General features: G+C 70.0%; 12 protein-coding genes. 4 read left to right on the forward strand and 8 right to left on the reverse strand.

From position 1 onward, the window contains the following. Window positions 1–71 precede the first annotated feature (71 nt). From AB0F88_RS33115 to AB0F88_RS33125, 3 genes are all read left to right on the forward strand, one after another. Window positions 72–1322, forward strand: coding sequence for a helix-turn-helix domain-containing protein (locus tag AB0F88_RS33115; protein ID WP_362693176.1), 1251 nt, complete (start codon window positions 72–74; stop codon window positions 1320–1322). 400 nt (window positions 1323–1722) lie between these two features. Next, window positions 1723–2136 carry an ATP-binding protein gene (locus AB0F88_RS33120; protein ID WP_362693179.1) on the forward strand — a complete coding sequence of 138 codons (414 nt, stop codon included), beginning with the start codon at window positions 1723–1725 and terminating at the stop codon, window positions 2134–2136. Then, window positions 2133–2396 carry a hypothetical protein gene (locus AB0F88_RS33125; protein WP_362693183.1) on the forward strand — a complete coding sequence of 88 codons (264 nt, stop codon included), beginning with the start codon at window positions 2133–2135 and terminating at the stop codon, window positions 2394–2396. The genes AB0F88_RS33120 and AB0F88_RS33125 overlap by 4 nt, the downstream gene beginning before the upstream one ends. Here the strand turns inward: AB0F88_RS33125 and AB0F88_RS33130 are convergent. The 6 genes from AB0F88_RS33130 to AB0F88_RS33155 all read right to left on the reverse strand — a co-directional run bounded on the left by AB0F88_RS33130 (window position 2393) and on the right by AB0F88_RS33155 (window position 7963). Then, window positions 2393–3526 carry a methyltransferase domain-containing protein gene (locus AB0F88_RS33130; protein ID WP_362693186.1) on the reverse strand — a complete coding sequence of 378 codons (1134 nt, stop codon included), beginning with the start codon at window positions 3524–3526 and terminating at the stop codon, window positions 2393–2395. The two genes, AB0F88_RS33125 and AB0F88_RS33130, sit on opposite strands and share 4 nt — an antisense overlap. Before the next feature lie 2 nt (window positions 3527–3528). Next, entirely contained in the window at window positions 3529–4422 is an 894-nt protein-coding gene (locus tag AB0F88_RS33135) for a radical SAM protein (protein WP_362693189.1), read from the reverse strand. 262 nt (window positions 4423–4684) lie between these two features. Then, entirely contained in the window at window positions 4685–5542 is an 858-nt protein-coding gene (locus AB0F88_RS33140; protein ID WP_362693192.1) for a DUF5753 domain-containing protein, read from the reverse strand. A 17-nt stretch (window positions 5543–5559) separates the two neighbouring features. Further along, a complete protein-coding gene (locus AB0F88_RS33145) occupies window positions 5560–6072 on the reverse strand; it encodes a DUF6879 family protein (RefSeq protein ID WP_362693195.1) in 513 nt (170 codons plus the stop codon). Further along, a complete protein-coding gene (locus tag AB0F88_RS33150; protein WP_362693198.1) occupies window positions 6053–6319 on the reverse strand; it encodes a hypothetical protein in 267 nt (88 codons plus the stop codon). The genes AB0F88_RS33145 and AB0F88_RS33150 overlap by 20 nt, the downstream gene beginning before the upstream one ends. A 705-nt stretch (window positions 6320–7024) precedes the next feature. Next, window positions 7025–7963, reverse strand: coding sequence for a helix-turn-helix domain-containing protein (locus AB0F88_RS33155; protein WP_362693201.1), 939 nt, complete (start codon window positions 7961–7963; stop codon window positions 7025–7027). Window positions 7964–8049: 86 nt separating this feature from the next. Between AB0F88_RS33155 and AB0F88_RS33160 the strand changes: the two genes are divergently transcribed. Beyond that, the gene (locus tag AB0F88_RS33160; RefSeq protein WP_362693204.1) at window positions 8050–9285 is read left to right on the forward strand and encodes an MFS transporter; all 1236 of its coding nucleotides are present in this window, start codon (window positions 8050–8052) and stop codon (window positions 9283–9285) included. A gap of 168 nt (window positions 9286–9453) precedes the next feature. Here AB0F88_RS33160 and AB0F88_RS33165 read toward each other — a convergent pair whose 3' ends face one another. Beyond that, entirely contained in the window at window positions 9454–11304 is a 1851-nt protein-coding gene (locus tag AB0F88_RS33165) for a protein kinase (RefSeq protein ID WP_362693207.1), read from the reverse strand. Between the two features lie 109 nt (window positions 11305–11413). Continuing rightward, window positions 11414–12775, reverse strand: a complete 1362-nt coding sequence (locus tag AB0F88_RS33170) for an FAD-linked oxidase C-terminal domain-containing protein (protein WP_362693209.1) — start codon at window positions 12773–12775, stop codon at window positions 11414–11416. Window positions 12776–12928 lie beyond the last annotated feature (153 nt).

Below are 12928 nucleotides of genomic sequence, written 5' to 3' on the forward strand. Positions count from 1 at the left end.
CACCCGATGACGTAGCGACAGGGCTACTGTGAGCCCAGGCGAACACTACGTCCGAGGGCCGAGGTCCTGCCATGGCGACGCGACACAAAGATCCCGGCGAGGCGGACCGGCTCATCGGCCAACGCGTCCGCGCGCTCCGGCTACGCCGAGGACTCGGCCTGCGAGCCTGCGCGGAACTCTGCGGACGCACCGAAGAATGGCTCCGCCAGGTCGAACGCGGTGAACAACGCCTGGACAAGCTCTCCACACTGGTCGGCTTGGCTCACGTGCTCGGAGTCCGCGACCTTGCCCTCATCGTGGAGAACCGCCTGGACGGGCTGACCTGCAGCCGCAGCGAGGGCGGCAGACTCCAGCACGAGGCGGTGCCTGCCATCCGGAATGTGCTCTCCACCCCGACCTTTCCCGCCCAGCCGGTCAGTGACCTCACGATCGAGATCGGCAGAGTACGACGTCGGCTGGCGATGGCCTGGTCGGCTTGGCATCGGTCCGCCCGGCCGTACACGGCGCTGGGCATGGTGGCTCCCGGACTGCTGCGAGACACCCTCGGTCTTCACCGGTCGGCGCAGCACTCCGAACGTCCCCAAACCTGGGCGATCCTGGCTGAGGTGTTCCAGTTGGCCCAGCGGTTCCTCTACTGCGTCGGTGAGCCCGAACTCGCGGCCCGTGCCGCTGATCGCGCGATGGTCGCCGCTGAGGAAACCGACGACCCGGTCCTGATCGCGACCTCGGCCTGGACCTCGACCATGTCCGCCCTGGGCCGTGACCAGATCGACGAGGCATGCGAGATCGCCACGACGGCGGCCGACCATCTGCGGCCCGCTCTTGGCACGTCCGGCAACGCGCTGTCCGCGTGGGGCTCTCTTCAGCTGTTCACCGCGATCACGTACGCGAAAAATCGACAGACCGCGAACGCCTGGCGGCACTGGGACCTCGCACACCGCGCGGCGACCAAGCTGGGACCCACCCACCACAACCCGCTGACGATGTTCGGGGAAACGAACGTGGCCATCTACGCCGTCGCCATCGAGGTGGAGGTCGGCTGCTCGGCCGCAGCGGTCGACCGCGCGAAGGCGATCTCGATCTCCACCATCCCCTCGTCGAACCGCCGCGCGCAGCACCTCATCGACCTGGCACGCGGCCAACTCCACCGCCGCGACCCCGACCAGGCGCTGACGTGCCTGCTGATGTCCGAACGGCACTCCACGGAAACGATCGTCTTCAGTCCGGTCGCCCGGCAGACCATCACACAAATGATCGAGAAACAGCGCCGCCCCGCACACCCCCTCCTCGATCTCGCCACCCGAGCCCGCCTCATCGGATAGCGACCCCCAACCGCTGGTTGGGTTCTCCGTCCAAGGCCCGTCGTACGGTCAGCGGCATGAACCGAGAACGTGTCGGCCAGGAAGCCCTTCAACGGGCACTGCGGGAACCGGCTGAAGAGCCGAGAGCACGGCGCCTCCGTGTACGGCTCCGCGACATCGAAGACCGCCCGATCCGCCGAACCCGAGGCCGGTCCACATCTGCGGTCTCCCTTGCCGGACGTGGAGCGCACAAAGGCCGGCGTCCACGGACCTGATCCCCACTCGTCCGAGACGCCGGCCTCTCCATCCCGCGATGACCAAGCAGGATTCGGCTCACCAGTGATGGAGACCGGTCTTTTCTCTAAGCGCGCACGCCAAGTGCGGCACTCCCTCTGTCGGCCTCGCCCTCGCTGGAGCACTTATGAAGACACCTCAAAACGCCCTTGAGGCATGCTGGGATCTGCCCGCCGATCCCGAAGCGGTCGGTAAGGCGCGCGGTCTCGCGCGTGAGGTTCTCGCCGCCTGGGACATGTCCTCCGTGGAGAAGAACGTGACCATGGTCGTGTCCGAGCTGGTGAGCAACGCGATCCTACACGGCAAGGCGCCGATCACCCTCGCCCTGTACATGTACGGGCGGGTGGTTCGTGGGGAGGTCACCGACCACAGCGCCGGGTGGCCGAACCCGGTCCCGGCCGGTCCGGAGGAGGAGCATGGTCGCGGGCTGGCGATCGTCACGGCCTACGCCGACCGGTGGGGCGTCGTACCGGCGTCGGAGGGCAAGCCGGCGGACGGCAAGATCGTCTGGTTCGTCTGCGCGGAGTGGAGGTCTCGGTGAGCGGTCCGCTGCCCATCGTGGACCTGTCCGACGGGGTGCGCCTGTGTGCGGGGTGTGGAACCCACATCGTCACGCTGGCGGCGGCGGTACGCCTGATCTGGGCCGATGTCACCGACGACGTGATCCCGGCCGAGACCGTCGAGCAGATCACCGCGCCGGTCGCCGACATCTGGGTCGACGTGCTGTGCAACCCGTCCTGCTCAGCGGGCGACCACGAGCCACACCCGGGTCGTTCTCCTCTTCCCGGCTCGTCGGCCTAGCCGATGACGGCGTTCCAGGTGCCGCGCCGCAGGTGGATCGTCCCGTCCGGAGTGACCCGGGCCAGGGCGCCGTACAGCGGGAGTCGCCCATGCCGCAGCCAGTGGTCACGGACCTCGTCCAGCAGGTCCCACAGGCGACGCGGGCCACCCTGATGCACCACTGGTGGCGCCTGCCCGGCCTGCTCGGCGCGTGCCCATGACCCGTCCGCGTGGAGCATGAGCGCGATGCGGGTGTCGCCGTCGGTCTCGTGGTGGTGCTCGATGCCGGGGGCGGCGAGTTCCAGCATGGACCGTACCTCCCATGACTCGATCACATCCAGCACCGGGAACCTGCCTGGGCCGACGTCCTCGCCGTCCTCGGTCCGGGCTCGTTTCAGGAGTGTCCGTTCCCGGCGTGGGTAGTCGGCGCCGACGCGGGTGGGCATGAACATGGCCCAGTCTCGCTCGATGCGACCGATCGCGCCGCCGTCCTCGGTTTTGGTGGCGGTGAGGATGATCGACGTGTTCGTGATGGTGGTGGCGAGCCGTCCCCCGGCCGGGAGCGCCGCCAGCCAGGAGGTGGGGACCGGCCGTACCGACACCATGGCGACGATCCGATCCACCGGCCCCGGCAGGGAGCCGGTGGCGTCGCCGGTCACCATGGACGGCTGGTGGCCGAGTTCGGCCAGTCGTTCCCCGGCCGCCTTGACGAGGTAGGCGTCCACGTCGATCGACGTGACCCGGGCCGCGCCGAGACGGGCGCACAGCAGCGCCGTTCCGTACCCGGAGCCGGTGCCCACGTCCAGGACGGTGGAGGTGTCCTCGATGGCGGCGTGCTCAAGCATCTGCACGACCAGGGTCGGCAGGGTGGACGAGGACGTCGGTTTCCCGGTCGGATGGTCCTGCGGCCTGGCGTGGTCGGCGTGTGACGTGCCGACCTGGGTGACGAGGCTGCGGTCGCTGTAGGCGGCGGCCATCCAGGCTTCCGCGTCGCCGGGCCCGTCCTGCAGGGTCCACGCTCCGTTGCCGGCGGCTTTCCACCAGCGGGGTACGAACGTGTGCCGGGGTGTGTCCGTGACGGGGAGCCGCCACGGTGATCCGGGGCGGGTGGCATGCTCGGCGAGCGCGGAGGCGTACGGGATCCAGTCCATGCTCAGGAGTCTGCTCCCGCCGTACCGGCCGTCGCCACTGTGCGGCGGGGGATGGTGACCGGCAGCGGCACCGGAGGCGGAGCGACGGTCTCGGCCGGGGAGCAGTCGTTGCCGTCGCTGTCGGGGTTGCACGCCGTGACGGGGCGGCGGCGCGGCACCTGGACGAGTAGGTTCCGCCACGCGGCACCCGTGAAGATGTCCGTCAGCGGAGTTCGGCGGACGTCGCCCGCGGAGGGCAGGAAGCGCGACAGTACGCACATGCGGACTTCGCCGTCGCAGGAGACGGCGGCGCGACCGTCGCCGCACCGGCCGCACAGCTCTGCCACGGTTGGCGTTGTGCCTGCCGGTACGACGCCTCGGCCGACACCACGCACCCGGTCGACGCGGATCCGGGTGACGCCGAGCCGCTCCAGCTCAGCACGAGCCTGCTCGGTGCGCTGCCCATCGCCGAGATCGATGATCCCGACCCGGAGAGGGATACCGCGGTCGAGTGCCTCGATGATCGCGGCCTGGGTACGGGCATGGCTGCCTGCTCGCCGAGTGAGCCGGTCGTGCTCGGCGGAATCGTCGCTGTAGTAAGACGTCGCCAGCTCGACGCCGGGTTGGGAGAACACCTGCCACAGCGGAGGGAGGATATGCAGGAGGTTGGAGAACACCTCGACCTGCAAGCCGTTGCTGATCGCGTGGGTGAGCAGATGCGCGAAGCCGGGGTGCACGGTCGGCTCGCCGCCGATGAACTGAATCTTGCGGATACCGGCGGCGGGCGCGGAGGAGATGAGCTGCTGCCAGTCGGCGGTGCTCATGGTGCCGTGGCTCTCGGTGGGGCCGGAGCGGGCGTAACAGTGCGCGCAGACGAGCTGGCAGCGGTTCGTGAGTTCGAGTTCGAGGAACTCCACGGAGGCCGGTGTGAGCGGGGAAAGAGGATCGGTGACCATCATGTGCCCTTTCCGGTTAGGGGAACGTGCCGTGCCGTGAGGTGCGCTGTAGTGCGACTCCACCCTTTGCCGGGAGGGGCGCCGCTGTGGCCGTGGCTCTCGGCTGCGTGTGACGGAGCCGTTGTGCAAGCGAAGGCGATGTGCGGCGGCAGGTGAGCGGATGCTCCTGACGGTAGAAATCAGCGCGTGCGAGGTTCAACGAACTTGCAGGTGCTTGCACAATTCATCGGGTAAGAGCATGCAGCGCGGCCGAGATCAGTGCCCGCGCGTCGGCGCCGTACACCGCGAGTTCGGCAAGCTCGGTGAAAGCGCGGTCGTACATGTCGATCTCGCTGGGCCGCGTCACCGTCAAGTATCCCGACACAAGCTCCACCGACACCTGCTCGGTGCCGAAGATCCAGAACCCCTCGACGGTCCATCGCATCGGAGTCCGATCCGAGCCGAGCGGAATGACGCCGAGGCTGACAGACGGCAGGGACGCCACCACGGTCAGGTGGTCGAGCTGGGCGGCCATCACCTCCCTGCCCCCGATCACCGAGCGCAGCACCGCCTCTTCCACGAGGAAAGCGAACTGATGACCGCCTTCGTGGAGAACGCGTTGCCGTTCCATCCGGGCCGCGACAGCGGCATCCACATCATCGGGGATCGACCGTCGTTGCATGATCGCCCGTAGGACCGCGGTGGTGTAGGCGCGCGTCTGGATGATCCCTGGGACCAGGCTGGGCGCGTAACTACGGAAGCGACGGGTCCGCTCGTACAGCGGCAGTTGCGCCTCCTGTGCCTGCCGCAGACCGGCCCGCTCCATCCGTTTCCACTCGACCCACATCGAGTTCACTTCACGTGCCGCGGCGATCAGGTCGGGAATCTGGTCCTCGGCGTCGCACACCCGGCACCAGACACGGATGTCGGCGTCGGCGGGGGGCGTCTTCGCGTTCTCGATGCGGGAGGTTTTCGACTCATGCCATCCGGCCGCCGCCGCCAGCGCTCGTGCGCTGAGACTCGCATCGAGGCGGATCTCCCTCAGTCGGCCGGCCAGGGATTTCCTGGCCGCGCGGGCGCTGGAGGAGACGGACGAGGACACGAGAGGACATTAAACGATCAGGTGGGCCGATACTCCTGGTGGGGTGTCGCCCGCTCCCAGACCGTGTCGAACGCGTCCAGAAGTCGCTTGGCCAGAGCTTCGTCGGCTCGCCGTTCAACCCCGTCCGCGGGCCACGTGCCGTCGCCGGTGAAGTGGTTGAACACGACCACGGATCCGTCGAAGATCCACAGATCGCTGCCCGGAACGAGCAGGTCGGCGGCCTGCCGCCGGGGCAGCCACCGGACCTCCTCGCCTGCGGCGATGTTGTGTGCGGCGGTGATGTCGTACTCGTAGCGGATGTAGTCGGTCACCGGTTCGGACACGATCCGGGCCCGCCGTACACGGACACCCCGGGCGACCGTCGCGACGATCAGATCGAACCAGTCGCTCCAGCGTTCGGCCGGGTCGAACCGGTTTCCCGCCATCCAGGCGAGGTAGTCGGGATCGTTCGGAGTGTAGACGTCCCGGAGCTCCAGGTGTACGGCTGAGGACTGGGCTGCTCTGAGCCCGTCACGGATGTCCGATGTCATTGCTCGCCGCCTCTGTCGTGCCGTTCACCTCGGGGAAGAACTGCATCATCACCGCTGGGAGCCGGATCACCGTCTCGTGGCCGGGGATGTCGCCGGTCTTCCTGCACTCTTCCAATATCGCTTCGTCCACCTTGTACGACTGAACGATGTAGTCGCCGGTCTCCTCGTCGATCCAGATCGTCGGAGAGCCGTCGTTCGGAGTGCCGGGATTGATGCCCAGAAACCGTAGCGCCATGATGACCTCCACCATCGGGAGTATGCACGGACTTGCACCAGCGGACTTTTACCCGGTGTGGCGAGCCGGTAAAGGCGCCCGGCCCGTTGACCGCTGCTCTGGCCGGAGCCGGACACGCCGGTGGGGAGATGCCCCGCCTCTCACCGGTCGGTGTGGGGGTGCAGGACTCCACCGGTGAGGCCGCCGCGGGCCAGGGAAGTGGCGCGGTTGTCGGTTCGGTGAGTTCCCGGACACGCCGTTCGAACTCGTCGAGGACGTGGAAGGCTGTGCCGCACAGCCGTTGGTCGTCGATGCTCATCTGCGGAATGCGCGAGCTGCGGACATCGCTGCGGAAGGTGCCGCTGGTGCTGGTGGAGACGGCCTCCCCGGTTTCTTTGACTGAGGCTTGTCTCGGCCCTCGTACGGCACCAGTACGCACGGACCTGCACTATGGCCACAGCCGCCATACTGCGAGACGTAGAGGTTTGGCGGCTTTACCTGTCTGCTGTTGCCTCGCGTGTGGGCACCTGGACGGAGGCGCTCGTCGGTGAACTGTCCAATCCTCGTGATGCGGGGGCGAGGTGGTGTGCTGCCGTCATGCTCCAGACGTCGTCCCCGTCCCCGCCCCGGAGCACCGCTGCCGCCGTGGCGACCGACCCGGCTCAACGAGCGGTATGTCGGGGCTAGGCGGTGGCGCGGTTCGGCGCCGTACGCGCGGCGAACCAAGCCGGACGCCGGTCAGCGGAACGAACGCCGGTAAGCGGCCGGGGTGGTGCTCAGCGCCTTGCGGAAGCGGCGGCGCAGGTTGACCGCCGAGGACAGGCCGACGCGCTGGGCGATCGTCTCCACCGGAAGGTCGGTCTCCTCCAGCAGGGCGCGGGTGCCGGCGATGCGCCGGTCGAGCAGCCAGCGGCCCGGGGAGATGCCGAGCTGCTCGGTGAAGTGGCGGCTGAGGGTACGCGCCGACATCCCCGACCGGGCCGCCATGTCCTCCAGGGTCAGCGGCCGGTCGAGGTTGGCGGTTATCCAGTCGAGGAGCGGGGCGAGGGAGTCGGGGAGCGGCCCGGTCGTCGGCAGCGCGGGGTACTGGCGCTGGCAGCCCTCCCGGTGCGGGGCCGCCGACAGCTGCCGGCCGATGCGCATGGCGAGGGCCGCGCCGTGGTCGCGCCTGACCTGGTTGAGGCACAGGTCGACGGTGGTGGCCGTGGCGCCCGCCGTCGCGACGTCGCCGTGGTCGACGTACAGGACGGTCGCGTCGGCACGGACCCTCGGGTAGAGCCGTCCCAGCTCGTGGGTGAGCTCCCAGTGGGCCGCGGCGCCGCGGCCGTCCAGCAGGCCCAGGCTCGCCGGGACGTGGACGCCCGCGCAGACCCCGACGATCCGCGCGCCGCGGCCGTGGGCGGCCAGGACCGCCGCGCCGAGTTCGGCGGAGACGTCCGGCCCTGGGCACCAGCCCGCGATGAGGATCGTGTCGGCCTGCGCCAGGGTCTCCAGGCCGTCGGGGACGACGATGTCGGCGCCCAGCGTGGTCGGGATCGCGCCGGGCCGCTCGGCGCAGAGCCGGAAGTCGTAGTGCTGGGGGATGTCGGGACCGTGGTAGCCGAACACGGCGGACGCGCAGGTCACCGGATACATCTCCTGTGTGGGGCCGACCAGGGCGACCACGCGATGCCTCATGGCAAGAATGTACCCAACAATGTCATTCGGGACGTCTGCGGGGATATGCGCTGATATCCAGAATGAGTGGTCATGGAGTTCGTCACATGACCGCGATTCTCGATCGTGAAGATGCCGCGAGCGTCCCGCCCGCGCTCTGGACCAGGGATTTCTCGTTCTATTTCGCGGCCCGGGTGGTGTCGCTGCTGGGCGACGCCATGATGCCGGTCGCGACGGCGCTGGCGGTCGGCGCCGTCTACGGGGTCTCGGGCGTGGGGTACGTTCTCGCCGTCTGGACGGCGCCCTTCGTGCTGTTCGTGCTGTTCGGCGGAGTCTTCTCCGACAGGATCGGCGCACGCGCCATGATGGTCGGCGCGGACCTGGTGCGGATCGTCACCCAGGGCGTGCTCGCCGTCGCGTTCTTCACCGGCACCCCGTCGCTGTGGCTGCTGATGGTCGCCTCCGCGCTGTCCGGTACGGCCGCCGCGATGTTCCAGCCCGGCGTCAACGGCATGGTCCCGCTGGTCGCGAAGGACCCCCAGCGGGCCAACGGCACCCTCAAGATCGCTGATGCGGCCACCCAGCTCGGCGGCCCGGTCCTGGCCGGACTGCTGATGGCGCTGACCGGCGCGGGCGCCGTCTACGCCCTCGACGCGGCCACCTTCCTGGTCAGCGGCCTCTGCCTGGCCCTGATCAGGCTCGCCCCCGCAGCCGGGGCTGGAGCCGGAGCCGGGAAGTCCTCGACGGTCCTGCTCGACCTGCGGCGCGGCTGGACGGAGTTCCGCTCCCGCAGCTGGATGTGGTCGGTGATCCTGGTCTGGGTCTTCTTCGGCATGTTCGTGTTCGGCCCCTACATCCCGCTCGGCTCCCGGCTGATCGGCGACCGCCTGGGCGAGGCCGCCTACGGCTGGGCGATGGCAGCCCTCGGCGCCGGCACCGTGCTCGGCGGCCTGGTCGCGATCCGCTTCCGCCCCGCCCGCCCGCTGGCCGCGGGCGCGGTCGCCCTGACCGGCTTCATCTGCATCCCGCTGTCGGCCGCCCTGGAACTCCCGCCTCTCCCGCTGATGGCGGGACATCTGCTCGGCGGCGCCTCCTGGGCGTTCTGGTCGGTGATGTGGTCGACGAGCGTCCAGACGCAGGTGGCTCCGGACGTTCTCAACCGGGTGACCGCCTACGAGGTCGCCGGCTCGGTCTCGGGCGTCGCCGTGGGCCAGGCCCTCGTCGGCCCGGTCTCCTCGATCGTCGAACCCCGGGACCTGCTGTTCGTCTCGACCGGCGTCACCGCCGCCGTCTGCGCCGCACTCCTGCTCATCCCGCCGATCCGCCGCCTGCACAGGATCTGACCGTCCGGGCGGGAAGGGGTCCGCACGCCCGAGCGTCTGATCACCGCTTCCGGCACTCCGAGCGGCCCGGAGTTCCGGTCGCTCCCGGGGGATCTGCTCCGGTGCTGCCCGAGGACGGCTTTCGACGGCGAACGACAGGAACCGGCGAGACCTGCGGCACCTCTGTGCTCAGCCGCAGTGGCTCCAGCCGCTCCTCCACGACAGTGACCCGTGCGAGCCGCCCCAGATGACGCACTTCTTGACGGCGGGGAGCCGTACGGGGCCCGCGTAGACGGTGAACCTGCCGGAGTTGCTCGCGGTGGAGCCGCCCTTCACCTGGAGGATCGCGTTCATCGCGATCTTGGACGGGAACACGTACCTGGACATGGTGACGACGCAGTTCCTGCCCTGGGCGGTGTTGTAGAGGAGGTAGACGGTCGCCGCGCGGCCCAGGGCCCTGGAGGCGACCACCTTGTAGCCGCTCCCGCAGACGCCGGTGGCCGTGTAGGGGTTGGGCCTCTGGCTCGGCGTGGCGGTGGGCTTCACCGTCGGTTTCGCGGTGGTGGGCTTGGAGGTCGGACTCGGAGACGAGGAGGGCTTGGGGGTGCCGCTCGGCCGCGGCGTGGTCGTCGGCGTGGTCGTCGGTTTCGCGGACGGGGTCGGCTTGGCGGTGGGGGTCCGCGAGGGGGATCCGCTGGGCTTCGGCGTCGGCTTCCCCGTATCGGGGTCCTGACCCCCGGCCGGCCGGGAGGTCGGAGGGGAGGTGCGCCGGGACGGATGGGGCGTGATCGCGGCGACCGTATCCTCCTCCGAGGCCGGCTCCGAGGGCTGGGGGGATTCCTCCACGACGTCGGGGATGAGCGTCGGCTCCTGATCCGCGGCCTCCGACACGGCGGAGGTCGCCACCGGTCGCGCCGCCGCGGCCTTGCCGTCGTCCTGGAGGAGCGCCACGGCCCCGGCGGCCACGCCGAGCGCGGCCACCACCGCCACCCCGGCGAGCAGGAGCCCCACCGGCCGGGGCGCCTTCCTCCCGCCGGGTTCCTGACGCTTCTGTCCTGATCCGCCATGCTTCGGTCCGCCGTGCCGCGGCCCGGCCTGTCCGGCCTGACTCTGTACGCCCTGCCCGCCCTGTCGCGCGGTCGTCCCGGGCACGGGCGCGGGTCCGACGCCGGACGCGGGTCCGACGCCGGTACCGGGGAGGGGGAAGGCGGCCGGGCGCGGCACCGGGGTGGTGGGGCCCGAGCCCATCAGGTGGCTGACGAGCTGCTCGGCGGTGGGGCGCTGGGCCGGGTCCTTGGACAGGCAGGCCGCGACCAGGTCGCGCAGCGGCCCCTCCAGCGGGCCCAGTTCGGGCTGCGCGTTCAGGATCCGGTTGATCACGACGGCGATGGAGTCCTGGCCGAACGCGGGCGTGCCGGTCGCGGCGAACACCATCGTGACGCCCCAGGCGAACACGTCGGCCGCGGGCGTCACCTCGCCGGGGCCGAGCTGCTCGGGCGCGAGGTAGGACGGGGTCCCCATCGCCACCCCGGTCGCCGTCATCCCCGGCGAGTCCAGCGCCCTGGCGATGCCGAAGTCGATCACCACCGGGCCCTCGGGGCCCATTAGCACGTTGGCGGGCTTGAAGTCGCGGTGCAGGATGCCCGCGCGGTGGATCGCCGACAGCGCGGTGGCCGTGCTGACGGCGAGGCGCTCCAGGGAGGCGCCGCGCCGGGGCCCCTCCCGGTCGACCAGCAGGCGCAGGGACGGTCCCGGGACGTACTCGCTCACGATGTACGGGCGGCTGCCGGCGAGGTCGGCGTGCAGCACGGCCGCGGTGCAGAACCGGGCCACCCGCTGCGCGACCGACACCTCGCGCAGGAAGCGGGCCCTGGCCTCGGGGTCGCCGGTCAGCCCGTGGTGCAGGAGCTTGACGGCGACCTGCTCGCCCCCGGGCCCCCGCCCGAGGTAGACGATCCCCTGGCCACCCTCGCCGAGCCGTCCGATCAGCTCGAACGAGCCCAGCCGTGGTGGATCCTCCCCGGTGAGCGGCTCTGTCATGTGTTCCCCCGAAACAAACCCTGAACAAACCCCGAAAAAATGGTTTATGTGTGGCAGAACGCTACCAGCGTGAGTGCCGATGGACAGTTGCCGCGGCGCGAAAGCCCGTTCAGATGGCCTTGCCGGGATTGAGGATGCCGAGCGGGTCGAAGACCTTCTTGATCCCGTGGTGGATCTCCTCGGTGACCGGTCCGGTCTCCAGCGCCAGCCAGCGCCGTTTCAGCAGCCCGACGCCGTGCTCGCCGGTGAGCGTGCCGCCCATCTCCAGGGTCTCCCTGAAGAGCTCGTCGGCCGCCGCCCACACCTGCGGCGGCGGCTCGGTCAGGGCGTGGTCGAAGATGAAGACCGGGTGCAGGTTGCCGTCGCCCGCGTGGGCGACCGTGCTGATCAGCACGTCGTACTTGACCGCGATCGCCTCGATCTTCTCGATCATGTCCGGCAGCAGGGAACGCGGCACGCACACGTCCTCCACCAGGCACTTGCCCAGCCGTTCCTTGGCCTGGTACGCCATCCGCCGGACCCCGATCAGCTCCTCGGCCTCCTGCGCCGACGACGACACCGCCACGAAGGCCGCGCCGTTGGCGGTGCAGAGCTCGGCCATCCGCTCGGAGACCGCGGGGCCGTCCGCCGCGTCCGACTGCGCGATCAGCATCGCCCGGGTCGACTCCTCCAGCCCGATGTTCCGCCAGTCGTCGATGGCCTTGAGCGTGTTGCGGTCGAGCATCTCCATCAGCGACGGCTGGCAGCCGGCCGCGATGATCGCCGAGACGGCGGCGGCGGCGTCCCTGAGGGAGGTGAACTCGGCCGCGATCGTCGCCGGGTAGACCGACGGGGCCCTGCGCAGCCGCACCGTCGCCGCGGTGATGACCCCGAGCGTCCCCTCGGAGCCGACGAACAGCCCGGTCAGGTCGTAGCCCGTCACGCCCTTCACGGTGCGCCGGCCGGTGTTGATCACCCGGCCGTCCGCGAGCACGACCTCCAGGCCCATCGCCGAGTCGCGGGTCACGCCGTACTTCACGCACCGCAGCCCGCCCGCGTTGGTGGCCAGGTTGCCGCCGATGGTGGAGATCTCGTACGAGGAGGGGTCGGGGGCGTACATCAGCCCGTGCTCGCGGGCGGCCCGGTCCAGGTCGGCGGTGATGACGCCCGGCTCGACCACGGCCATCTCGTCGGCGGGGGACAGCTCCCTGATCGCCGCCATCTTGTGCAGCGCCAGCACCACGCATCCCTCGACGGCGGTCGCCCCGCCCGCCAGGCCGGTCCCGGCGCCCCTGGGCACCACCGGCACCCGGTGCTCGGTGGCCCACCTCATCACGGCGACGACGTCGTCCCTGGTGTGCGCCAACACCACGGCGAGCGGTCTCCCCGGCTCCAGGAAGGTGCGGTCCCGCGCGTAGGAGTCGGTCACGTCGGGGTCGGTCAGCACCTTCTCCGGTGCGAGCGCTGCGACGAGTTCGGAGATAGCGGTCACACGTTGGACTGTACGGCCTGTGCCAACATGCCTTCTCCGGACAAAACGCACTTTATTGCAGTTTCGCAACATCATTTGGACTCTTGACTCTAACTTTACCTTCTCGTCTAATCTCCCGGTTCGGCGCGCTCATACGGCGGGCCGGTGAGTGGG

Source organism: Streptosporangium sp. NPDC023963, from assembly GCF_040639135.1.
Lineage (GTDB): Bacteria > Actinomycetota > Actinomycetes > Streptosporangiales > Streptosporangiaceae > Streptosporangium.

Coding starts and splice junctions, on each gene's coding strand:
- AB0F88_RS33130 (WP_362693186.1), bottom strand. CDS start 3,526: ATGGACTGGATCCCGTACGCCTCCGCGCTCGCCGAGCATGCCACCCGC.
- AB0F88_RS33145 (WP_362693195.1), bottom strand. CDS start 6,072: ATGACATCGGACATCCGTGACGGGCTCAGAGCAGCCCAGTCCTCAGCC.
- AB0F88_RS33155 (WP_362693201.1), bottom strand. CDS start 7,963: ATGAGGCATCGCGTGGTCGCCCTGGTCGGCCCCACACAGGAGATGTAT.
- AB0F88_RS33160 (WP_362693204.1), top strand. CDS start 8,050: ATGACCGCGATTCTCGATCGTGAAGATGCCGCGAGCGTCCCGCCCGCG.
- AB0F88_RS33165 (WP_362693207.1), bottom strand. CDS start 11,304: ATGACAGAGCCGCTCACCGGGGAGGATCCACCACGGCTGGGCTCGTTC.
- AB0F88_RS33120 (WP_362693179.1), top strand. CDS start 1,723: ATGAAGACACCTCAAAACGCCCTTGAGGCATGCTGGGATCTGCCCGCC.
- AB0F88_RS33115 (WP_362693176.1), top strand. CDS start 72: ATGGCGACGCGACACAAAGATCCCGGCGAGGCGGACCGGCTCATCGGC.